Origin of the sequence: Faecalibacterium sp. 3, from assembly GCF_048323735.1 — a bacterium.
GTDB classification, from domain to species: domain Bacteria; phylum Bacillota; class Clostridia; order Oscillospirales; family Ruminococcaceae; genus Faecalibacterium; species Faecalibacterium wellingii.
Window position 1 is genome coordinate 1,936,441 of sequence record NZ_JBLWFN010000001.1, and the last position, 20,861, is coordinate 1,957,301.

Below are 20,861 nucleotides of genomic sequence, written 5' to 3' on the forward strand. Positions count from 1 at the left end.
GCTTTTTCCAAAGAAAACAGCATATTCCATTAAAGTATATCATATCAAAACAAAAAATGATATAATAAGGTGCAAGAAGGGAGAAAGCTATGTCGAAAACAAAGGAGCTTTTCTGGACGTTTTTCAAGATCGGCGCGTTCACGTTTGGCGGCGGCTACGCCATGGTAGCCCTGCTGCAGAATGAATTTGTGGAAGAGAAAAAGTGGTTGACAAAAGAAGAATTTCTGGACATGGTGGCAATTGCGGAGTCTACGCCCGGCCCGGTGGCGGTGAACAGTGCCACCTATATCGGTTACAAGATCGAGGGTGCGGCAGGCGCGGCGGCGTCCACGGTGGCGGTGTGTCTCCCGTCCTTCGCGGTCATTTATCTGATCTCGCTGTTCTTTGACCAGTTCCTCCGCCTGTCGGTGGTGGCAAGTGCGTTCCACGGCATTCAGGTGTGTGTGATCTATCTGATCCTCTCGGCGGGCCTAAAAATGCTGAAGCAGCTGGAACACAGCGTCTTCAATATTGTCATCCTGACCACGGTTGCGGCAGCGATGGTGGGCTGTTCCATTGCAGCAGTGTCCTTCTCTTCCATTTTTTACATCCTGTTCAGCGGTGCGGCCGGGCTGCTGGTGTATGCAGTACAGCAGCTGCGGAAGGGGGAGAAGAAGCCGTGATCTATGTAGAACTCTTCTGGAATTTCCTCATGATCGGTGCGCTGTCCTTCGGCGGCGGCTACGGGATGATCTCGCTGGTGCGGGAAACGGTCTTAGGACACGGCTGGCTGACGGAAGGCGAATTCCTCAGCTTCATTGCCGTGTCGGAATCCACACCCGGCCCGCTGGCCATCAATATGGCTACCTTCATCGGTGCTTCACAGGGCGGCTTCTGGGGCGCGCTGTGTGCGACGCTGGGTGTGGTGCTGCCGTCCTTTGTCATTATCCTGCTCGTTGCATCGGTGCTGCAGAACCTGATGAAGTATGCGGGAGTCAACGCAGTTCTTGGCGGCGTTCGTCCCTGTGTGGTGGCGATGATCCTGGCAACTGCTGTCAACATGGCGCTTTCTACGCTGGCCGGGTTTGCAGCAGACAAGGCAGGCATTGCACCGGATCTTCGTTCCATTGTGGTGTTCCTGCTGCTGTGGGGGCTGCATGCCCTTTGCCGCCGGAAAAAGGGCAAAGCACCATCGCCCATTGGGATGATCCTGCTCTCCGCAGCGCTGGGCATCCTGTTCTGGGGAGCATAAAAAATAACGCGCCGGGTGGTTCTCGTTGAACGATCCGGTGCGTTTTGTTGTAAAAAGCCGGGCACAGGAAAACTCATGGCTCCCTGTGCCCGGCTTCAGCTTTTATTGGAATTTAGGCGCTGTGCGATCAAGCTGCAACAGAAGAAGCAGCTTCGCTGGAAGCAGCCTCAGAAGAAGCGGCCTCAGAAGAAGCAGCCTCGCTGGATGCAGCCTCAGAAGAAGAACCGTTCTCCTCTGCAACAGCAGAAGAAGCGTTCTCCTCTGCAACAGCAGAAGAAGCGTCCTCCTCGGCCTCAGCAGCAACAGAAGTGCTGGTAGAAGCAGCCTCGGAAGAGGATGCAGCAGTGGAGGAAGCAGAACCGCCGCAGGCAGTCATGCCAACAGCCAGAGCCAGAGCGACAACAGCAACACAAACATTCTTGAGTTTCATATCTAAAATCTCCTTGCTTCATGCAAAAGTATTCTTGCAGCTGCCCCACAGGAGGAGCCTTGCTGCAAGAAGATATTCTAGTCTTTTTATTTGAAAAATCAAGAGTTTTTTGGGCAAAGAAGTGATATCTTCAAGAAAATCTACGCTTTTGTTATAATTTGTTGACAAAAGCCAAAGGCTTTTTGGCAAAATTGAACCTGGAGGCAAAGGAACGGCAGATGAGCTGGAAAAGTTTTTTATGAGGGCGGAAGGGTCGTATCATTTGTTCAGATAAAACCTGCGGAATAAGGCTTTGCTCCGGACAGAAATAAAGCTGAGAGGATCTCGGGTGAGGATGCGGCTGACGCATCGCATGGGAAAGCTTTTTCAGGGCGTTCCGGACAGCTCTGCACCTTTTTACCTTTGCGCACATACAACGGGCAAAGGGGGAATGCTGTTTTGAACCGGATGATCTTGACTGCATGGGTGCTGCTGTTTCCGGCGGCGTGCACTACATTGGGCGCGGCGGGTGTGTTTTTGCTGCGGCGGCAGGCCCGGCCCTGCACACAGCGCATTTTGTGCGGCATGGCGGCAGGCATCATGCTGGCGGCCAGCGTGTGGAGCCTTTTGCTGCCCGCCATTGAGCGGGGACGCGGTCTGGCACTGCCTGCGTGGATCCCATCGGCGATAGGGCTCGTACTGGGCGCAGTAGGCCTTTTGCAGGTGGAGCAGTTTGCCGGACAGCTGCTGGCAGGCGGGGCAGGGCACAGCGGCCGCATGATCCTGGCTGTGACCTTACACAATCTGCCCGAGGGCATGGTGGCGGGGCTTGCCGCTGCCATGGCGTCGACCGGGGAGCCGGATGCCATCAGCGGGGCACTGGCACTGAGCCTTGGCATCGGCCTGCAGAATATCCCGGAAGGTGCGGCGGTCAGTCTGCCGCTGGCCCATGGCTCCTGTGCACGGCTCCGGGCGTTTCTGGCAGGCGCTGCGTCCGGGCTGGTGGAGCCGCTGGGCGCATTGCTGGCCTTCGCCCTTGCGGAGCAGGTCGGAGCTGCGCTACCATGGCTGCTCAGTGCGGCGGCAGGCTGCATGGTGTGCGTGACCGCGCAGGAGATGATCCCGCAGGCGGTGGAAGAGGATGAGCCTGCCGGTGTGGTGAGCATCGTGCTGGGGTTTGCGCTGATGATGGCGCTTGATGTGGCATTATAACCGATGAAAAGTCATACGATAACAAAATTCAGCATAGACAAGGCCAAACTGAAAATTCCTGCATTTTATCTGAAAATCTTGCGTATGCGGAAATTTTATGATACCCTGTATGCCCCGTACCCGCAAGAGGGTACGGGGCAAGAACGAACAGACACAATGGTGTGACTGCCTGCTGAGGTGCGCACCAGAGTGTGGAATAAGCATCCTGACATGCGGGCAGAGCCTTGAAAGGTTCCTGCCCGCATTTTTTAACAAGAGGGGGAAATCAGGATGCTGGATACCATCACAGGCATCAACAGCGCGGTCAATGGAGTGGTCTGGGGGCCAAGAAGGGCTGCAGGGCTCTGGGCCGGGTGCTGGCGGTCCTGTATTGAGCGCCGGCTCTGCGGCAGGGACATTGTACCCATGTGGTCGGCATTTGAAATCTATCAGAAGGAAGAAGAGGCGCAAGAAGCTGCCGAGGTGCAGCTGAATAAGGCTGCAAACGAATAAACAAAAGAAAAATGCCGCTCCGGTTTGGCTGGAGCGGCATTTTTTTCTGGTGTCAGGAATTTTTTTCGATGTACACGCTGGTGGAGGGAAAGGCAAAATCCACACCGTCAGCCTGCATGATATCCATGATATTCAGGTTCAGGTCGTTCTGCATCTGCAGGAACTCGGCGTAGACATTGGTCACCAGATAGGCGGAGACCAGAATGTTGATGCTGGAATCCCCAAAGTTTGCCAGCTGCACGATGTTGGTGCCCTTGTTGGTATACGGGCTGGCATCCAGCATGGCCTGCAGGTCTTTCATCAGCTTTTCCAGCTTGGGACGGGTAGTATTGTAGGTGACGCCAAGGTTGAACTTATAGGGACGCATGGTGCGCAGGGCCGCGTTCTTTACCGTGGAGGCGCAGATCTGGCTATTGGTGACGACATTGATGGTCTTATCCAGAGAGCGGATGCGGGTGGAGCGGAAATTGATGTCGATCACTTCGCCCTCCACACTGCCCACGGTGATCCAGTCGCCCACCGAGAAGGGCTTATCCAGCAGGATGACGATGCCGGAAAACAGGTTGCTGGCGCTTTCCTGTGCAGCCAGCGAAATGGTCAGGCCGACAAGTCCGGCACCGGCTACGATGCTGCCGATGGGAAAACCCACCTCCTGCGCCAGCGCAGCCACGCACAGCACGATGACCAGCACCTTGTAGGTGGTATCCAGCAGAGAGCGCAGCGTTTTGTTGGAGCGGATCTCCGGGCTGCAGGAAGCCAGCAGCAGGTCGGCCAGATCGGATGCGGCATACAGCCCTTCGCAGACCAGAAAGGTCATGGCGAGACGGAAACAGAGCAGCAGCAGCTTTGGAATGCCGGAAATGGCCCATGGCAGGGAAGCGGCGGCCAGATACACACCAATGACGCTGCACATGCGCAGGATGGGGGTGGAAAAACTGCGCAGCAGGATGGGCGTGCCGGTAAAATACCAGCTGCGGGCAAGCAGCGCCGGAATGCCCTTTTTGTTCAGCCAGCGGCGCACGAGCCATGCGGCCAGCAGGATGAGCAGGGCGCACACCGCACGCGCAGCCAGCGCCAGCCAGCCTTCCAGAAGCAGCGAGCCAAGCTCAAACGAGAGATCACGGATCGAGAAAATCATTTTAACCTCCTGAATTTTTACAGCGCATCCATGATATCATATCACACCCGCCGGAGCAAGGCTGAGAGGAAAACAAAAAAAGGAATACTTTGATAAAAAATATACAAATCAAAAAGTTCCCTCTTGACAAGCCGGGGCCGGCACGCTATACTCTGTGCCAGAAAGTTCGTTTCAGGGCGGGGTGTGATTCCCCACTGGCGGTAAGGAAGCTGCTTTCGTTGCCGGAGCGTGCCAAAGGAACAAAAAAGTTCAAACGGCGTGCAATGACAATGAGAGATCTCTCCAAGTCCGCGACCACCTTTTGTGGGTGCTGACCCGGTGCGATTCCGGGACCAACGGTATAGTCCGGATGTAAGAAACGGCAGGCAAATTGTTGTCTACGCGCCCTGTTGCAGTGTTTTTGTTGCAGCAGGGCGCTTTTCTGTTTGTCCTTCCCGTTCCAAAATAAGAAACTGCTTTCATGAGCAGGGCGTACCGAATGACAAAGACGCTCAGGCGGTGTGCAATGCTTATGGGAACAGCTTCTGCGATACGAAAAGAGCTTTCGGAACATTTTTACAGGGCCTTTTGCCCGGGAAGGAATCATAACCATGAAAAAGAACACGACCCACAATCTTACCGTTGCCGCCATGCTCAGCGCAGTGGCCTTTATCCTGATGTTCATTGAGTTTCCCATCCCGATGCTCATCCCGTCCTTCGTCAAGATGGACTTCTCCGATTTGCCCGCTCTGCTGGGCGCATTCGCACTTGGCCCGGTGTACGGTGTGGTCATCAGCTTTATGAAGAACCTGCTGCACATCGTCATCAAGGGCACCTCCACCGCGTGTGTGGGTGAGCTGTGCAACTTTATGCTGGGTGCGGTTTTCTCCGCTGTGGCAGGCGTTGTCTATAAGCACCACAAGAGCCGCAAGACCGCCATCATTGGTGCTATTGCAGGCGCTGCAGCCATGGCTGTGTTCAGCGTACCGTCCAACTACTTTATTACCTATCCGGCCTATGTCACCTTCTACCACATGCCGCTGGAGGCGATCCTTGGCATGTATCAGGCGATCCTGCCCTCCGCAGACAGCCTCATCAAGTGTCTGGTCGTCTTTAACATGCCCTTTACGCTGGTCAAGGGCCTGCTGGACGCAGCACTGTGCCTGCTGATCTACAAGCCGCTGTCTCCCATCCTGCACGGCAGAAAGTAACTTGTTCTCCACTTTTTTCTTCTCAAATCAAATAACCACAGCAAAACTCCCCGGTCAGGTCCCGCAGTGCGGTTCCCGGCCGGGGAGCTGTTATTTACAGGAAAATAGATCCGCCAGCGGTCGATCAGGCCAGTGCGCCCTTGTCCAGCCATCTGCCACGCGCCAGCCGCACAAGGAACAGCACGCCGCGCATGGTCAGCTCAAAGCTCATGGCAAACCACACGCCCACCAGCCCAAAGTGCGGGGCCAGCAGGGTGGCAAGGGTGAGCCGGATGCCCCACATGCTGACGAGGTTCAGCACAAAGCAGCCGGCACTGTCGCCGGCGCCCTGCATGGCACCGCTGGCAACGATGCTGGCTCCGAACATGGGCTCAGCCAGAGCTTCGATCCGCAGCACTTGCGCACCCAGTGCAATGACTGCGGTGTCTGCGGTGAAGATGCCCATCAGATTGGGCGCAAACAGATACATGCCTGCACCGGTCAGAGCCATGATGCCTATGCCCATGCAGGTGCACAGCCATGCAAAACGTCTGGACATATCCCGGCGGTTTGCGCCTACAGCCTGACCGACCAGTGCAAGGGCGGCATCCTGAATGCCGTAGCCTGCCATATAGCACAGGCTTTCGGCGCTCACCCCCAGACTGTTGGCCGCAATGGCAGTGGTGCCAAGGCCGGACACGATGCGGATGAGCAGCACCTGTGCGGAGGAAAGGGCCGCGCGTTCGGCGGCCAGCGGCGTGCCCACCTTCCAGAGGTTCTGCAGGCAGGCTCTGGTGATCTGCCAGGAGCCGGGCTTGCGGATGCACAGCGGGCCATCGCGGAGCAGCAGCAGTGCCAGCGTCAGCGTGCCGCTGATGGCAGTGGCAAAGGCGGTGCCCAGCGCCGCGCCCGGCACGCCCCAGCCGAGGCCCCACACGGTCATGGTGCGGCCCAGCACCGTCATCTGCCGGGTGGGGTTGATGAGGAAGAAGTTGAAGATCACATCCAGCACGCAGGTCAATACGCTGATCAGGCCCGGCGTCAGGGCGTCGCCGCAGGAACGCAGCATGGAGGAATAGGTGCCCATGACCATCAAAAAGGGCAGGGAAGCGGACCAGATGGCAAAATAAGCCGATGCATCCGCCCGCAGGGACGGGTCTGCCCCCAGCCATCCGGGCAGAAACCGGCTGATGCCGATGCCAAAGGCGGCTGCCGCAAGGCCCACTGCAAGGTTGAAGATCATAGACTGACGCAGCACACCGCGGGCGTCTGCCTGCCGGTCGGCCCCCAGATACTGCGCCACCTGAATGGCAAAGGACATGTACAGACCGGCCAGCATTCCATGCATGAGCCAAGTGCTGGAGCTGACGATGCCGATGGAGGCTGTAGCCGATGCACCGATGTGGCCTACCATGGCTGCGTCGATGTATTCCACTGCTGTTACCACGATCTGCTGCAGGATGGACGGAATGCTCAGAGTCAGCACCACCTGCATGGTGTGCCGCAGCGGTACCTGTTCGCCCCGGCGCATCTGCGCCGAGAGCTGCTCAAGGGAAATGGTCATTGGTTCTCCTTATCCTGATTACACATTAAAAAATGGCACCGCATACGCTTTGCCATATTCAGCGGAAAATAATTTTTTATAGTTTGCGTTTGCCGCGGGCTGTGGCCCGCTCCAAACGCTTTTTCACGAATAGAAGTCCGGAAAGCAAGCAGCAGCCCAAACAGCAGAATTTGACAAACTAATATACTATTATAGATGCAGGCACGACAAAAGTCAATCGAAGACACATTTTTCGCTGTGAGTGATTGATTTTTTACGGGGAGCGTGATACACTTCTTTCACAGTAAGAATAAAAGAAAGAGGAACTTTGAATATGATCGAACTGCTGCTTTCGGTCGTGGGACAGCGCGGCGTGGATGCTCTGGCATTTCTGCTGGCATTTGCTCTCACGGCTCTGATGGATTCCGTTTTTCATGACAGGCTCCCCCATGACCATGGCCGCGAGTTTGCGGTGAATGGTGCACTTTCCAAGGGCAAGGCCCGCGGTTCCGGACTGATCTTCGTGCTGTGCATCGCGCTGGTGTCGATGGCCTTCCTGCCCTTCAAGGTGGAGTATGTCATCTACACCGTGCTGCTCATTGCGTCCATGCTGTCCGGTTACTTTGACGATGCGGCAGAGACCGCGTGGAATGAGTACAAAAAAGGCCTGATCGATTTTGTGATCGCCATTGTAGCCGGTGCCACTTACCTGAACTTCAACGGCTGCGGCGTGCACTTTTTGCAGTGGAGCTTCACCCTGCCGTATGCAGTGTACCTGCTGCTCATCGTCATTCTGATCTGGGCCAGCATCAATGTGGTCAACTGCACCGACGGCGTGGACGGTCTGTCTGCTAGCGTGGCAGTCGTGACCATCGGCACCTACCTGCTGGCCTATAAAACAGAGCTGGCCGAGTACGGCACCGCAGGCGTTGTGTTCATGGGTGCACTGCTGGCCTATCTGTGGTCCAACGCAAAGCCTTCCAGCCTGCTGATGGGCGACGCCGGAAGCCGCGCCATGGGCTTTTTCATCGCAATGCTGTCGCTCAAGTGCGGCCACCCCTTTGCCTTCCTGCTGGCTGCCATCGTGTTCATCGTGGATGGAAGCCTGGGCATTATCAAGATCAGTCTGAAGCGCTTCCTGCATATTTCGATCCTCAAGAACACCCGCACCCCGCTGCACGACCATGTGCGCAAGAACAAAGGCTGGAGCGACGAACAGGTGGTGGCCCGCTGGCTGATCCTGCAGTGCGTGGCGTCGGCCCTGCTGCTGTTCCTTGTCCGCGGATAAGCTGATTGAAAATAGCCGCCGCGTTCGCTTTGGCTATATTCAGCGGAAAATTATTTGTTATTTTGAGGTTCAGAAAAATCTGCGGATTTCTCTGAACCTCTTTTTTACAGGAGGAGAGCCGACGCGGCAGATGCCGCCGCCTGCAACAAACTCTTTCGCAAAAAAAGCAAACAAGCCAGACCCACAGAACTTGTCGGGTCTGGCTTGCTTGCAATGTTATAAATTATTCTTCCGCTTACACTCCGGCCTTTTTGGCTGCGGCCTGCACCACGTGGCCTACCAGCACCGAGGTGGTCACGGTGCCAACGCCGCCGGGCACAGGGGTAATGGCATCCACGATGGGTTCAGCTTCGGCAAACTTCACGTCACCGCACAGCTTGCCCTCTTCGTTCACATGGATGCCCACATCCACCACGGTCTGGCCCTCCCGCAGGCAGTCGGCACCCACGGCACCCATTTTGCCCATGGCGACCACGACCACATCGGCTTCTCTGCACAGGGCGGGAAGATCCCGGGTGCGGGAATTGCAGATGGTCACAGTGGCGTTCTCGCGATCCAGCATCATGGCGGCGGGCTTGCCCACCACAAGGCTGCGTCCCACTACGACAGCACGCCTGCCGGAAAGCGGAATGTTGTAATACTTCAGGATCTCAAGGCAGGCCTGCGCAGTGCAGGGGGCGTAGCCGAGGTCGGTATTGGTGAATACTCCGGCCAGCGATCCGTCTGTGATGCCGTCAATGTCCTTTTCCGGAGCCAGAGCCGCACGCACAGTGCGGTCGTCAAACTGTTTGGGCAGAGGACGGAACAGCAGACAGCCGTGGATGGCATCCTCTGCGTTGATCTCTGCGATCACCTTCAGCAGCTCGTCCTGAGAGGCATCAGCGGGCAGCAGAAACTGCTTTACCTCCACGCCAACCTTGCCGCAGCGGGCGATCACGCCGCGCTCGTAGGAGAGGTCGTCCTCCCGTTCGCCCACACGAACTACGGCCAGCGTGGGCACGACGCCTTTTGCTTTGAGCTGCTCGCACAATGCGGCGTTGCGCTCGTTCATGGCGGCCACAACCGGCGCACCTTTTAAAATCGTTGCCATAATACTTTTCCTCTCTCGATGATTGATAGTAAAAGCAGCTTCTCAGGTCGGGGGCAGGAAGTCTCTCCAGCGAATGTCCTGGGGGTGGGGCCCCGGCGCGTAAGCGTTGGGGCGGGACTGGAGTCCCGGGCTGTTCGCGGAGAAAGCTTCCTGCCTTCGACCGTAGGTCACCGCATCCGTAATTTCTCCGTCACCGATGCAAACACGGCATCTGCTTTTGGTACAAATTCACCCAGCAATTTATCCGCTTTTGCGTCCAGTTCTGCAGCGTGCGCACGGTCTGTCATCAGCTTTGTGTTGATGAACACATTCAGGCTTGCGGCTTGCAAGGCTGCCTTGCACAGAGCGGCTGCACAGCCTGCGTCCGAGACGGCCAGCACGCTGCCCTTGGCGGCGTATTCTTCCACCAGCACAATGCCCTCAGCGCATTTTTCCATGATCTGCAGCGGCACCACACAGGCGGCGTCCAGTGCGCTTTCCAGCACGGCGGCTTTGTGTGCGGCCTGTTCCGGCGTGTCCTTCGGCAGGCCATAGGCTGCGGCCAGCGGCGCAAAGGCTTCCGCGTCGGCCTGCACCAGAGCTTCCAGCTCTTTGCGCAGGATGTCAGCCCGGGCATTCAGGGCCTGAATGCCCGCTTCCACAGCGGCATATTTCTTTTTGCCGACGGTCAGGCTGCCCACCATGCTGCCCAGTGCTACACCGGCGGCACCCACCAGTGCCGCTGTGCCGCCGCCGCCCGGCGTGGGCGCTTTGCCGGCCAGTTCTGCCAGAAACTGCTCACAGCTCTGCTTCATCATTTCCATTGGTAAATACCCCTCTCTGTTACATAGGCGTCCAGCCGCTGGTCGTGCCTGTCCACGGCGGCATGGGCGACCCGCTGCGCTTCAAATGCAATGCCAATCTTTCCCGCATGGGTGCAGCGGGGAAGAAAGCGGTCGTAATAACCCTTGCCCATGCCGACCCGGAAGCAGTCTGCATCAAAAGCCGTGCAGGGCACAAGGACCAGATCCAGCGCTTCCGGCAGCAGGATCTCCGACCGGCTCAGGATGGGGGTGCGGATGCCGTACTGTCCCACCTCCCAGCCGTCCGGGCCGGGCACAGCGGCGGTAAGGGAATACGCCTCGCCGCACACCGGATAGGCCAGCGTTTTGCCTTGCGCCTGCGCCTTTTCTGCAAAGGCAGAAAGGTCGGCTTCAGAGCCAAACGCCGCGTACAGCAGGATGGTCTGCGCATTCTGTACGGCATCCAGCTGCCAGAGGTTCGCACACAGGGCTGCATTTGCTGCGGCGCGTGCCTGAGCAGAAAGCGCCCTGCGTGCGGTACGGCCTGCCCGGCGCTGTGCCTGCTTTTGTTCGCTGACCGTCACCGGAGAACACCTCGCTTCATCTGAAGGTTGACTGACTTGAAAAATATACAAAAACAACATTGCATTTTTATACAAGTATAATAAACACTTCAGACGAAAAAAGCAAGCCTTTTGTCAAAATGGAAGTTGAAGATTCTGCAGCTTTCTGCTATGATAAGGGAAAGCAATTCGGTTCGTGCGCGGAGCAGGGTGGCTTGAAGAGATCCGGGGCTTTCTCCCGGAAATTGAGAGGGGTAGAATATTATGTACAATGAAATGATGGACACCATCGGTCTGGTCAATACCGTTGATCCGGAGCTGGCTGCAGCTATGGATCGCGAGCTGAACCGTCAGCGCCAGAACATTGAACTGATCGCCAGCGAGAACATCGTCTCTCCCGCCGTCATGGCCGCAATGGGCAGCATCCTGACCAACAAGTACGCTGAGGGCCTGCCCGGCAAGCGCTACTATGGCGGCTGCGTCTATGTGGACGAGGTGGAGAACATTGCCATCGAGCGTGCCTGCAAACTGTTCGGCGCAAAATATGCCAATGTTCAGCCGCACTCCGGTGCACAGGCCAATCTGGCAGTTTATTTTGCTCTGCTGGATCTGGGCGATACCGTCATGGGCATGGATCTGTCTCAGGGCGGTCATCTGACCCACGGCTCTCCGGTGAACATGTCCGGCAAGAACTATAACTTCGTCTCTTACGGTGTCAACGCCGACGGCGTGATCGATTACGCCGAGCTGGAAAAGCAGGTCAGGAAGGTCCGCCCCAAGCTGATCGTGGCCGGTGCATCCGCCTATCCGCGTGCCATCGACTTTGAAAAGATCGCTGAGATCGCCCACGGCTATGGTGCATATCTGATGGTGGATATGGCCCACATTGCCGGTCTGGTGGCAGGCGGCTATCACCAGAGCCCCGTGCCCTATGCAGATGTTGTGACCACCACCACCCACAAGACCCTGCGCGGCCCCCGCGGCGGCCTGATCCTGACCAACAACCCGATCCTTGCAAAGCGCATCAACTCCGCTGTGTTCCCTGGCACGCAGGGCGGCCCGCTGGAGCATGTCATCGCTGCAAAGGCTGTCTGCTTTGGCGAGGCGCTGAAGCCTGAGTTCAAGGAGTATGCCCGCAAGATCGTGGAAAATGCAAAGGCTCTGGCAGATGCGCTGCAGGCTCGCGGCGTCAAGCTGGTATCCGGCGGCACCGACAACCACCTGATGCTCATTGACCTGCGCGACGAGGAGTGCACCGGCAAGGAGCTGGAAGCACGTCTGGACAGTGTGCACATCACCGCCAACAAAAACACCGTTCCCGGCGAGACCCGCAGCCCCTTTGTGACTTCCGGCGTGCGTCTGGGCACTCCGGCTGTCACCACCCGCGGCATGGGCGTGGCCGAAATGAAGGTCATTGCGGACTGCATTGCCGACTGCATCTGGCATTATGACGAAAAGAAGGACGAGATCAGCGACCGTGTGCTGAAGCTGACCCGGGACTTCCCGCTGTATCAGTAAATATCGCTCTGTTTGAAAGAGGAAGCGCCTTCGAGTGCTTCCTCTTTCTTTTTTGCAGAGTTTGTGTTACCATAAACGCAAAGACAAAAGGAGAAATGACCATGGAGCGTACAGGGCTGTTACATCTATATTACGGCGACGGCAAGGGCAAGACCACCGCTGCCATGGGCCTTGCGCTGCGGGCGCTGGGCAGCGGAAAAAAGGTGGTGGTCCTGCAGTTTCTCAAGGGAGGACAGAGCGGCGAGATCCCGCTGCTGGAACAGCTGGGCGCAAAGATCTACCGGGGCAAGGCCGGGCAGAAATTCGTGTTCCAGATGAACGAAGTAGAAAAGGCCTCCACCCGCGATCTGCAAAACCGGAACCTTGCTGCTGCTATGACCGAAGACGCCGATCTGCTGGTGCTGGACGAAGCGGGCAGTGCGTGGGAACTGGATATGGTGGATAAGGCCCTGCTGCAAAAAGCTGTGCAGGCCCGGCCTGCAGCGCAGGAGTGTGTCCTGACCGCTCATGCCGCTCCGCAGTGGATGCTGGATGCTGCGGACTATGTGACCGAGATGAAGTGCTGCCGCCACCCGTACCAGAAGGGCATCGCGGCCCGGAAGGGCATTGAATACTGACACAGACAGGACACCGGTGCGGGGTATTTTTATCTTGCATTTATCCGACCGGTGTGATATGATGAAGGCAAGAAACCATGCGTGCATTTTTCTGAGCAGACCCGACAGCAGACAGGGAACCGCTCCGCACCGCTGCCGGGGCAGTTCTCGGCGGCGTTTTGTTTGAAACGACGGTTAGTATTTCCTAACAGAGCGGATACCTGTGGGCCGGTGTGCGCAGGACATCCGGAGGGGAATAAAATGATTGAAACGATCGTAAAAGTAGATGGTATGATGTGCGGCATGTGCGAGAGCCATGTCAACGAAGCTGTGCGCAAGGCCTTTCCGGAGGCGAAAAAGGTCACATCCTCGCAGGCCAAAGGGCAGACCGTGATCCACTCGGAGCAGCCGCTGGATGAGCAGAAGCTGCGGGATGCCATCAATGCCACCGGTTACGAGGTCAAAGGCGTAAAGAGTGCACCTTACGAGAAAAAAGGCTTTTTCTCGTTCTTGAAAAAATAAGCAGACCCTAAGGTGTATCCGAAAAGTCGAAAATTTAGCCTATTTCTACAAACACAGCTGGATTTTGCGTTAAACAGCCTTGAAATCCACAAAGGATTCCTGCGGCTCTTTGCCTTAAATCCCGCTTGTGCTTGCGAAATATTCGTCATTTTCTTTGTTTTCAGATACACCCTAACACACATCAAGGGAGGCGTATCGGTATGAGGATCCTGGTTTATGGTGCGGGCGTTTTGGGCTGTGAGCTGACGCATGTGCTGCTGCAGAACAAAAAGAACGTTGTGACGCTGCTTGCACGCGGTGAGTGGAAGGAGATGATCGACCAGAAAGGTCTGGTCATCCGCCACTGGGCGCAGCGCAGAACGACCACAGAACGTGTAAAGACCATTGATGTCCTTGCGCCGGATGACTTTTATGATCTTGTTTTTGTGGTGGTGCAGGCAGGGCAGCTGCCGGATGTGCTGCCTGTGCTCAAGGCGAACAGGAGCCAGTACTTTGTGTTCGTGGGCAACGACCCTCATGCAAAGCAGGTCTTGGAGTACATGCAGCGTCCGGCTGATAAGATCGCATTCGGCTTCCAGAACTCCGCAGGACACCGGGAACATGGCCGCGTGGTCAGCGCTCACGTCGGGGTGGGCATGACGGTGGGCGGCGCAACAGCACCGCTGTCCGGTGCGTTCCGCATCCGGCTCAAGACAGCCTTTGACGGCACGAAATATAAGCTTACCTTCTACAGTGATATGGACGAGTGGCTCAAGTGTCACATTGCTTTTATCCTGCCGGTGTGCTATGTCTGCTACGCCTGCAATGGAGACCTGACCCGCGCCACCCGACAGCAGCGCGGAGCGATGATCGATGCCGCCTATGAAGCCTGTCTGATGCTCAAGGATGCCGGCATCCCGGTGAATGACAAGGAAAACACGGATGTTTACAAGCCGGGTTCTGCAGGCCGCCGTCAGGTGGAAGCCATGGTGCTCGTGATGGCAAAAACGCCGCTGGGCCGTTTGTGTGCATCGGACCACGCAATGAACGCGGTGTCCGAAATGAAATATCTGGACGAGGCCTTTGAGGCTCTGCGCAGGCAGACCGGTACGGCAATGCCCATGTGGGAAAAGCTGCGCAGCGAGATGCCGCCCTGGGAGACGCTGCAGCACCAGAAATGATGCCGGGCCGTCGCAAATAAGACAAAAAAATACCACCGCCGGACCGATCAGAAGATCGGAAAGGCGGTGGTTTTTGTCTGCGGCTATTTCTGCCAGAAATCCTGCAGTGCCTGCCCAAGCTCCTCGGCGCTGTGCAGATACCGGATGTGCTGCCAGTGCGGCGGGAACAGCCGGGCGTAATCCGGCCGGGCAAAGCGGTCGTCCAGCAAAAGCACCACACCCCTGTCCTCCGGTGTGCGGATGACCCGCCCGGCGGCCTGCAGCACCTTGTTCATGCCGGGATAGCGGTAGGCATAGTCGAATCCGGAGCCGTTTTGTGCATCGTAGTAGCGGCGCAGCATTTCCTGCTGGGGGTTCACCTGCGGCAGACCGACCCCCACGATCGCACACCCGATGAGCCGGTCGCCTGCAAGATCCACGCCCTCGCCAAAAACACCGCCCAGCACCCCAAAACCCAGCAGAGTTTCTTTTGGCTGCGGCACAAATTGTGCAAGAAATTCTGCCCGGGCAGCATCGTCTGCGCCGCTCTCCTGCACAAGCGTGCGGATGTCCGGGTGACGCGCTGTAAAATCTTCATATACCTGCCGGAGATAGGCGTAGCTTGGGAAAAACGCCAGATAGTTGCCGGTTTTTCCGCTGGTCAGCCGGGCCAGTGCATCCGAAACGGCCTGCACACTGGCTTCCCGGTCGCGGTAGCGGGTGGAGATATTTGCCATGCAGTAAAGACCGAGATTTTCGGCGGGGAAGGGGCTGGGCAGCGCCACGGCCCGGGCATCCGCGCAGCCCAGCACGCCCCGATAATAGCTGGGCGGGGTGAGTGTTGCGCTGAACAATGCGGCACAGCGTCCGGCAGCAAGGCTGGCCTCCACAAAGGGCGCTGGGTCCAGACACAACAGCTGCAGTTCCAGCTCACTGCCGCGGGCAGTCAGCTGGGTGACAAAATGGCTGTCGTACCGTTCGGAAGAGCGGAGGATATCCTGCACTGCAAAATAAAGCTCCAACAGCTGCGTGTGAGCATCCGCGTCCGGGTTCGCTTCCAGCCAATCCTGCAAGGGAGCCTGCACCGCCCGCAGAGGGCTGAGCAGGGCAGACGGAAGCTCCTGCAAAAACACGGTGCCGTCCTGTGCATACAGCGGCTCGGGCAGTTCCGGCACAGGGTCCTGCAAAGACGGCAGAAGAGTGGTCTGAGCGGTGTCGGTTTCCGGTGCGCCGGTCTGGCCGCGGCGCGGTGCCAGACGCACGCAGGCTTTCCGGATATCCAGAAACGCCCGGTCTGCGCGGGTCAGCGCGGTCCGGAGGGAGCTTTTCCCTTTGCCAAGGGCGCGTTTTGCCTCGGTCAGACTGCTTTTGAAAAAGCGTGCGGAGTACATGGCTCTGGCCCGGTCGGGAAGATTGTGTGCCTCGTCGATCAGAAACAGCCAGTCGCCGGAAGCATCAAAGAACCGCTTCAGGTGTACGACGGGGTCGAACAGATAATTGTAGTCGCCGATCACCACATCGCACCATTCGCTCAGGTCCAGCCCCAGCTCAAAGGGACACACCGAAAAACGCTTTGCCGCCCCGGCCAGCGCGGCGCGGTCAAAGCTGCCGGTACCGTCCAGCAGTGCGGACAGGGCATCTTTGATGCGATCATAGTAGCCGTTGGCATAGGGACAGAGCTCCGGCAGACAGGCGGGATGTCCTTCCAGGTCCGGGTGAAGACAGACCTTTTCCTTGGCGGTCAGGGTCACGCTGCGCAGAGCAAGCTCCGGCGCGGCAGTGCGCAGCCGGGCAATGGCATCCTCGGCCGCGGCCTGAGTCGTATTGCGGGCGGTGAGGTAAAAGAGCTTTTCGCCGCTGCCCTCACCCATGGCCCGCAGGGCGGGGAAGAGGACACTCATGGTCTTGCCGATGCCGGTGGGTGCCTGACAGAACAGACGGCTGCCGCCTTTGTGGTCGGCATCCCTTCCGGTGCGGCAGGCGCGGTAGACTTCCCCCGCCAGTGCCCGCTGCCCGGGGCGGTACTGCGCAAAAGGAAACGGCAAAGCAGCAAGGCTCTGGCTGCGCCTTGCCGCCCAGTCCAGCTGCCGCCGTGCCCATGGTGCGTACTGACAAAGAAGTTTGTGCAGAAACTGCTCCAGCTCCGGTGCGGAAAAGTGACGCACAAAGCGGATGATCTGATCCGTATCGATCTGATAATAGGTCAGCTGGACGTTCAATTCCGGCAGGCTTTGCCGGGAACAGTAAATGGCACCGTATACCATGCCCTGCGCCCAGTGGCAGGGGTTCATATCCTCGGTGATCGCTTCATAGGGGACAGCGGTGGTCTTGATCTCGTCAATGACCGTCGTGCCGGAACCGTCGGTAAAAATGCCGTCCGCACGTCCTTCCAGAAGGAACGTGAGCCCCTCTGCCTGCCGCTCGGCAGAGAGAAACACCTCGGCCTGATAGTCCTCTCCGGCCGCTTTTTGCAGCTTGCGGTGGATGCGTGCACCTTCCAGTGCGCGGTCAAAGCCGGTAAAACGGCTGTCGATGCTGCCGGTGCGCAGCAGAAACTCCACCAGCTGGCGGATGGGCAGATGGATAGAGGACAAGGCGGTTCACTTCCCTTCCTTTGAAATGCTCTTTCCGTAAAAAAAGCTAATCCAATTCAAACATTCTAATGCATTCCTTTGCTGCCGCATCCACCTTGCCAAAATCCACGGCCGCACGGTAGTAGGTCTCCAGCTCGTCGTGGCAGCTCTTGGCCTGTGCCATCAGGGCACTGGCCTGTTCCAGCAATTCTGCAGCGGCGCGCTCGTTGAAGCGCAGCCGTGCACGATACCCGGCCAGATTTTCCCGGTCAAGGAAGCGGCTGCAGCGCACGGCCTGCACGCCGGGCAGCTGCACCGGATGCCAGCGATTGTCCGTGAGGAAGGCAAGCTTCAGCTCCGGGATGAGGATGTGGTCGATCTTGTCATCCGGATGCATGGCGCAGGGGCAGGTGATAAGGTGGTAGCCCCGGGTCAGGGCTTCGGCGCGGATGAGTTCCAGCAAAAGCCGCGACACTGCGCCATAATCGTCCCGGAACACGATGAACTTGCTGGCAAGTGCCTGCACGGTACCCTGATAGAATACCTCACCCTTGGGCGTGACGGCGGAGAGCAGCCGCAGCTCCTCGGTACCGGTGCCCTCGGTGCGCGGCAGCACCCGGGCGCACAAACGCTTGACGTAGCGGCGCACCTTGTCAAAATTGGCACTGCATGCTTCGGCCCGGCGGCTGTCCAGAAGCAGACTGCCCGCCGAAGCGATATACCGTGCCGCCCGGCTACGCAGGATGGCGTTGCGGGCAAACAGCGCTTTTACCTCGTCGGTGTGCAGATGCAGCTTTTCGGCGTCGATGGTATGATACAGGCTCACCACCACCTCATCCGCTCCCGGGGCATCCGGTTCCACCACGTGGGGCGCGGTGGCGTCCACGATGGCCCGCTGCTGCCCGGGCAGGATCACGCCGTCCAGACTGTCCGGGTCGCTGGCACAGTGGATGCGCTGGGTAAGCAGGCCGTTCTGCTCTGCAGCACGGGCCAGCCGCTTCATCAAAGTGGATTTGCCGCAGCCCGGCCCGCTTTTGATCAGGTACATCTGCATCCCGGGTTCGCGGCGCAGCGGTTCAAAGTAGCCCTTGAACCCGGCGGGTGTGGTCGCACCCAGAAAAAAATCAATGGGATCGTGCCGTGTGGTTTCCATAACTGAACACCTCTCTTTTGCTTTACAGTATGCAAAAGGGAAGGGTTTGGTTCGTTCTTATTAATAGGTATGGTCACACACCTTTTCAATGGTCTCCCGCAGGGCGACAAAATCCTCGAAAGCAGTGGGCTTGTTCTGCGGCTGACGCAGCAGGGCAGCAGGGTGGAAGGTGCCCATGAACAGGATGCCGCCCTTCTCGATGAACTGCCCGTGCTCCTTTGTCACCGAAAAGTCCGGGCGGATCATCCGCTGCGCGGCAATGCGGCCCAGACAGACCACGATCTTTGGCCGTAGCAGACGGAACTGTTCCCGCAGCCAGGGCATGCAGGCCTCGCTCTCGGCGGGCAGCGGGTCCCGGTTCTGGGGCGGGCGGCATTTGACGATGTTGGCAATATAGCAGTTCCGGCTGCGGTCCAGATCGATGGCGAACAGATATCGATCCAGCAGCTGGCCGCTGCGGCCCACAAAAGGCAGGCCCTGCTCATCCTCGCTCTGGCCGGGGCCCTCGCCTACAAACAATACTTCGGCATTTTCAACACCCTGACCGAACACCACGTTGGTGCGGGTCTTGCACAGCTCGCAGCGTGTGCAGGCCAGACAGCCTGATCGCAAAGTTTCCCAATCCATGATGACACGATCTCCTCTTGAAACAGTATGATATTTTATTCACAAATAGAAACGCTTTTTCTCCTAAAATAATAGCACAAAAAGCTAATTTTGTCTTGAACTTTTTGCCGGGTGTGCTAGAATAAAGAAGAAAGGCATCCTTGTGTCCAACAGACGCCGGGATGCGAATATTGGAAAGTTAATTCGGAGGTAATCACAATGGCTGATATGTTTGCACCGCTGGTAGCACAGCTGAAGGCAAATCCCAAGACGATCGTTTTCACCGAGGGCAATGATCCCCGCATTCTGGAGGCTGCTGCAAAGCTGCTGGCTGAGGGCGTGCTGAAGGTCGTCATGGTGGGCAACGAGGCTGAGTGCAAGGCTGCTGCCGCCGCCGGTAATTTTGATATTTCCGCTGCCGAGATCATCGACCCTGAGAACTACGCAGGCTTCGATGAGATGGTCAACACCATGGTGGAGCTGCGCAAGGGCAAGCAGACTGCTGAGGAGTGCACTGCTCTGCTGAAAAAGTCCAACTACTTTGGCACCATGCTGGTGAAGATGGGCAAGGCTGACTGCCTGCTGGGCGGCGCTACCTACTCCACCGCCGATACCATCCGTCCCGCCCTGCAGCTGGTCAAGACCAGGAAGGGCGCACATCTGGTGAGCTCCTGCTTTATTCTGGACCGCGACTGCGGCGAAGAGGGCCTGAAGCGCATTGCCATGGGCGACTGCGCTGTGAACATCGACTACACCGATACCGTTGATAAGGCTACCGGCGAGGTCAAGATCCCTGCTGCTGCAAAGCTGGCTGAGGTCGCAGTTGAGACTGCCAAGACCGCAAAGCTGTTCGGCATTGACCCGAAGGTCGCAGTGCTGAGCTTCTCCACCAAGGGCTCCGGCAAGGGCGGTACGGTCGCTCTGAGCCATGACGCTGTCATCAAGGCTCAGGAAATGGACCCCGAGCTGGCTGTGGACGGCGAGCTGCAGTTTGACGCTGCCGTTGCTCCCGAGGTTGCACAGGTCAAGTGCAAGGGCAGCAAGGTGGCTGGTCAGGCCAACACCTTCATCTTCCCCTGCATCGAGGCCGGCAACATCGGCTACAAGATCGCTCAGCGTCTGGGCGGCTACGCAGCTTACGGCCCCATCCTGCAGGGCTTGAACGCTCCCATCAACGACATGTCTCGTGGCTGCAACGCAGACGAGGTCTACAAGATGAGCCTGATCACTGCCTGCCAGTCCTAAACTGCCGACCGGCTGAATAGCATCTGCCTTTTCAAAGACTGTCGTACTTTTTTGTGCGGCAGTCTTTTTTTGCGTGAGAACGATCAGGGGTGCCCTCCGCAGTGCTTTGGGCATTTTCACGAGAGAAGTCGTGAAGAAAAATAACCCGATTTATCTTGTCTTGCGATAGAATAGTATCATCTATTGTTTCAGATACCGTTTCCGGTTGCGACCCCTTCGAAACCTCAAATATTAAAATGCAATTCCCTGAACAATGGCCAGAGCGCAGCGGAGGCCATTTTAAATCGTCCGGCGCGGCTTTTTTGCACCGGCAAAAACCGGCCGTGCCCCTCTTGCAATCTGCCTGCGTTTATGGTACAATATCCTAGCATTCAATGAATGTGTCGGACAGCGCCTGCTGCGTGGTTCGGCATACGGATGCGGGTCCTGTACGATGGATTCGCTGTGAACCAGGTCAGGTGGGGAACCAAGCAGCCTTAAGCAGTGCGTTCGTGCGTTTCAGTAAGCCTGCATCCGTATGCCGAGTTACGCAAGGCGGGGACAAAACCCCGTCGTGCGCTGTCCTTTTTGTTTGCAGATTTGCCAGGAAGGG

20 protein-coding genes, 1 other RNA gene and 1 riboswitch are annotated in these 20,861 nt (G+C 57.5%); of the genes, 12 read left to right on the top strand and 9 right to left on the bottom strand.

The features are described 5' to 3' along the window. Nucleotides 1-89 precede the first annotated feature (89 nt). Nucleotides 90-662 carry a chromate transporter gene (locus ACNSPV_RS09180; RefSeq protein ID WP_348583650.1) on the top strand — a complete coding sequence of 191 codons (573 nt, stop codon included), beginning with the start codon at nucleotides 90-92 and terminating at the stop codon, nucleotides 660-662. Further along, nucleotides 659-1,231, top strand: a complete 573-nt coding sequence (locus tag ACNSPV_RS09185; RefSeq protein WP_348583649.1) for a chromate transporter — start codon at nucleotides 659-661, stop codon at nucleotides 1,229-1,231. The genes ACNSPV_RS09180 and ACNSPV_RS09185 overlap by 4 nt, the downstream gene beginning before the upstream one ends. A gap of 127 nt (nucleotides 1,232-1,358) precedes the next feature. Here the strand turns inward: ACNSPV_RS09185 and ACNSPV_RS09190 are convergent, their stop codons facing one another. Beyond that, nucleotides 1,359-1,661, bottom strand: a complete 303-nt coding sequence (locus tag ACNSPV_RS09190; protein ID WP_348583648.1) for a hypothetical protein — start codon at nucleotides 1,659-1,661, stop codon at nucleotides 1,359-1,361. Between the two features lie 447 nt (nucleotides 1,662-2,108). Here ACNSPV_RS09190 and ACNSPV_RS09195 point away from each other — a divergent pair, with 447 nt between their 5' ends. Continuing rightward, on the top strand, nucleotides 2,109-2,852 hold the full coding sequence (locus tag ACNSPV_RS09195; RefSeq protein ID WP_348585192.1) for a ZIP family metal transporter: 744 nt from the start codon (nucleotides 2,109-2,111) through the stop codon (nucleotides 2,850-2,852). Between the two features lie 270 nt (nucleotides 2,853-3,122). Continuing rightward, the gene (locus ACNSPV_RS09200) at nucleotides 3,123-3,344 is read left to right on the top strand and encodes a hypothetical protein (RefSeq protein WP_348583647.1); all 222 of its coding nucleotides are present in this window, start codon (nucleotides 3,123-3,125) and stop codon (nucleotides 3,342-3,344) included. Between the two features lie 52 nt (nucleotides 3,345-3,396). On the opposite strand, the gene ACNSPV_RS09205 is transcribed toward ACNSPV_RS09200, so the two are convergent. Then, the gene (locus ACNSPV_RS09205; protein WP_348583646.1) at nucleotides 3,397-4,482 is read right to left on the bottom strand and encodes a mechanosensitive ion channel family protein; all 1,086 of its coding nucleotides are present in this window, start codon (nucleotides 4,480-4,482) and stop codon (nucleotides 3,397-3,399) included. 163 nt (nucleotides 4,483-4,645) lie between these two features. Then, nucleotides 4,646-4,847: riboswitch (FMN riboswitch) on the top strand. Nucleotides 4,848-5,072: 225 nt separating this feature from the next. Between ACNSPV_RS09205 and ACNSPV_RS09210 the strand changes: the two genes are divergently transcribed. Beyond that, a complete protein-coding gene (locus ACNSPV_RS09210; protein ID WP_348583645.1) occupies nucleotides 5,073-5,672 on the top strand; it encodes an ECF transporter S component in 600 nt (199 codons plus the stop codon). A gap of 124 nt (nucleotides 5,673-5,796) precedes the next feature. On the opposite strand, the gene ACNSPV_RS09215 is transcribed toward ACNSPV_RS09210, so the two are convergent. Then, the gene (locus tag ACNSPV_RS09215) at nucleotides 5,797-7,215 is read right to left on the bottom strand and encodes an MATE family efflux transporter (protein ID WP_348583644.1); all 1,419 of its coding nucleotides are present in this window, start codon (nucleotides 7,213-7,215) and stop codon (nucleotides 5,797-5,799) included. Between the two features lie 313 nt (nucleotides 7,216-7,528). Here ACNSPV_RS09215 and ACNSPV_RS09220 point away from each other — a divergent pair, with 313 nt between their 5' ends. Further along, nucleotides 7,529-8,482 (top strand): phospho-N-acetylmuramoyl-pentapeptide-transferase, encoded by a 954-nt coding sequence (locus ACNSPV_RS09220; RefSeq protein ID WP_339394737.1) that lies wholly within the window; start codon nucleotides 7,529-7,531, stop codon nucleotides 8,480-8,482. A gap of 235 nt (nucleotides 8,483-8,717) precedes the next feature. Here the strand turns inward: ACNSPV_RS09220 and ACNSPV_RS09225 are convergent, their stop codons facing one another. From ACNSPV_RS09225 to ACNSPV_RS09235, 3 genes are all read right to left on the bottom strand, one after another. Next, entirely contained in the window at nucleotides 8,718-9,572 is an 855-nt protein-coding gene (locus ACNSPV_RS09225) for a bifunctional 5,10-methylenetetrahydrofolate dehydrogenase/5,10-methenyltetrahydrofolate cyclohydrolase (RefSeq protein WP_348583643.1), read from the bottom strand. 167 nt (nucleotides 9,573-9,739) lie between these two features. Further along, entirely contained in the window at nucleotides 9,740-10,375 is a 636-nt protein-coding gene (locus ACNSPV_RS09230; protein WP_348583642.1) for a cyclodeaminase/cyclohydrolase family protein, read from the bottom strand. Beyond that, entirely contained in the window at nucleotides 10,366-10,938 is a 573-nt protein-coding gene (locus ACNSPV_RS09235; RefSeq protein WP_348583641.1) for a 5-formyltetrahydrofolate cyclo-ligase, read from the bottom strand. Before ACNSPV_RS09235 ends, ACNSPV_RS09230 begins: the two co-directional genes overlap by 10 nt. A gap of 243 nt (nucleotides 10,939-11,181) precedes the next feature. Between ACNSPV_RS09235 and glyA the strand changes: the two genes are divergently transcribed. From glyA to ACNSPV_RS09255, 4 genes are all read left to right on the top strand, one after another. After that, nucleotides 11,182-12,435 carry a serine hydroxymethyltransferase gene (glyA, locus tag ACNSPV_RS09240; RefSeq protein ID WP_348583640.1) on the top strand — a complete coding sequence of 418 codons (1,254 nt, stop codon included), beginning with the start codon at nucleotides 11,182-11,184 and terminating at the stop codon, nucleotides 12,433-12,435. Nucleotides 12,436-12,536: 101 nt separating this feature from the next. After that, a complete protein-coding gene (locus ACNSPV_RS09245; protein ID WP_348583639.1) occupies nucleotides 12,537-13,052 on the top strand; it encodes a cob(I)yrinic acid a,c-diamide adenosyltransferase in 516 nt (171 codons plus the stop codon). 240 nt (nucleotides 13,053-13,292) lie between these two features. After that, nucleotides 13,293-13,553 carry a heavy-metal-associated domain-containing protein gene (locus tag ACNSPV_RS09250; protein WP_348583638.1) on the top strand — a complete coding sequence of 87 codons (261 nt, stop codon included), beginning with the start codon at nucleotides 13,293-13,295 and terminating at the stop codon, nucleotides 13,551-13,553. 200 nt (nucleotides 13,554-13,753) lie between these two features. Further along, nucleotides 13,754-14,713 (top strand): ketopantoate reductase family protein, encoded by a 960-nt coding sequence (locus ACNSPV_RS09255; protein ID WP_339394744.1) that lies wholly within the window; start codon nucleotides 13,754-13,756, stop codon nucleotides 14,711-14,713. Between the two features lie 83 nt (nucleotides 14,714-14,796). Here ACNSPV_RS09255 and ACNSPV_RS09260 read toward each other — a convergent pair whose 3' ends face one another. Genes ACNSPV_RS09260 through ACNSPV_RS09270 form a run of 3 tightly spaced genes read right to left on the bottom strand, consistent with a single transcriptional unit; the run spans nucleotide 14,797 to nucleotide 19,045 of the window. After that, nucleotides 14,797-17,286 (bottom strand): ATP-dependent DNA helicase, encoded by a 2,490-nt coding sequence (locus ACNSPV_RS09260; RefSeq protein ID WP_348583637.1) that lies wholly within the window; start codon nucleotides 17,284-17,286, stop codon nucleotides 14,797-14,799. 46 nt (nucleotides 17,287-17,332) lie between these two features. Further along, a complete protein-coding gene (locus ACNSPV_RS09265) occupies nucleotides 17,333-18,418 on the bottom strand; it encodes a hypothetical protein (protein ID WP_348583636.1) in 1,086 nt (361 codons plus the stop codon). Nucleotides 18,419-18,478: 60 nt separating this feature from the next. Next, entirely contained in the window at nucleotides 18,479-19,045 is a 567-nt protein-coding gene (locus tag ACNSPV_RS09270) for a uracil-DNA glycosylase (RefSeq protein WP_348583635.1), read from the bottom strand. A 198-nt stretch (nucleotides 19,046-19,243) separates the two neighbouring features. Between ACNSPV_RS09270 and pta the strand changes: the two genes are divergently transcribed. Both pta and ffs read left to right on the top strand, forming a co-directional pair. Further along, nucleotides 19,244-20,269, top strand: a complete 1,026-nt coding sequence (gene pta / locus ACNSPV_RS09275) for a phosphate acetyltransferase (protein ID WP_348583634.1) — start codon at nucleotides 19,244-19,246, stop codon at nucleotides 20,267-20,269. A gap of 417 nt (nucleotides 20,270-20,686) precedes the next feature. Then, nucleotides 20,687-20,785, top strand: an RNA gene (ffs, locus tag ACNSPV_RS09280) — signal recognition particle sRNA small type. Nucleotides 20,786-20,861 lie beyond the last annotated feature (76 nt).

What these genes read in the sequence shown, in the direction of transcription:
- ACNSPV_RS09180 (WP_348583650.1), top strand. Translation starts at nt 90, where the DNA reads ATGTCGAAAACAAAGGAGCTTTTCTGGACGTTTTTCAAGATCGGCGCG.
- ACNSPV_RS09190 (WP_348583648.1), bottom strand. Translation starts at nt 1,661, where the DNA reads ATGAAACTCAAGAATGTTTGTGTTGCTGTTGTCGCTCTGGCTCTGGCT.
- ACNSPV_RS09195 (WP_348585192.1), top strand. Translation starts at nt 2,109, where the DNA reads ATGATCTTGACTGCATGGGTGCTGCTGTTTCCGGCGGCGTGCACTACA.
- ACNSPV_RS09200 (WP_348583647.1), top strand. Translation starts at nt 3,123, where the DNA reads ATGCTGGATACCATCACAGGCATCAACAGCGCGGTCAATGGAGTGGTC.
- ACNSPV_RS09205 (WP_348583646.1), bottom strand. Translation starts at nt 4,482, where the DNA reads ATGATTTTCTCGATCCGTGATCTCTCGTTTGAGCTTGGCTCGCTGCTT.
- ACNSPV_RS09210 (WP_348583645.1), top strand. Translation starts at nt 5,073, where the DNA reads ATGAAAAAGAACACGACCCACAATCTTACCGTTGCCGCCATGCTCAGC.
- ACNSPV_RS09215 (WP_348583644.1), bottom strand. Translation starts at nt 7,215, where the DNA reads ATGACCATTTCCCTTGAGCAGCTCTCGGCGCAGATGCGCCGGGGCGAA.
- ACNSPV_RS09220 (WP_339394737.1), top strand. Translation starts at nt 7,529, where the DNA reads ATGATCGAACTGCTGCTTTCGGTCGTGGGACAGCGCGGCGTGGATGCT.
- ACNSPV_RS09225 (WP_348583643.1), bottom strand. Translation starts at nt 9,572, where the DNA reads ATGGCAACGATTTTAAAAGGTGCGCCGGTTGTGGCCGCCATGAACGAG.
- ACNSPV_RS09230 (WP_348583642.1), bottom strand. Translation starts at nt 10,375, where the DNA reads ATGGAAATGATGAAGCAGAGCTGTGAGCAGTTTCTGGCAGAACTGGCC.
- glyA (WP_348583640.1), top strand. Translation starts at nt 11,182, where the DNA reads ATGTACAATGAAATGATGGACACCATCGGTCTGGTCAATACCGTTGAT.
- ACNSPV_RS09245 (WP_348583639.1), top strand. Translation starts at nt 12,537, where the DNA reads ATGGAGCGTACAGGGCTGTTACATCTATATTACGGCGACGGCAAGGGC.
- ACNSPV_RS09250 (WP_348583638.1), top strand. Translation starts at nt 13,293, where the DNA reads ATGATTGAAACGATCGTAAAAGTAGATGGTATGATGTGCGGCATGTGC.
- ACNSPV_RS09255 (WP_339394744.1), top strand. Translation starts at nt 13,754, where the DNA reads ATGAGGATCCTGGTTTATGGTGCGGGCGTTTTGGGCTGTGAGCTGACG.
- ACNSPV_RS09265 (WP_348583636.1), bottom strand. Translation starts at nt 18,418, where the DNA reads ATGGAAACCACACGGCACGATCCCATTGATTTTTTTCTGGGTGCGACC.
- ACNSPV_RS09270 (WP_348583635.1), bottom strand. Translation starts at nt 19,045, where the DNA reads ATGGATTGGGAAACTTTGCGATCAGGCTGTCTGGCCTGCACACGCTGC.
- pta (WP_348583634.1), top strand. Translation starts at nt 19,244, where the DNA reads ATGGCTGATATGTTTGCACCGCTGGTAGCACAGCTGAAGGCAAATCCC.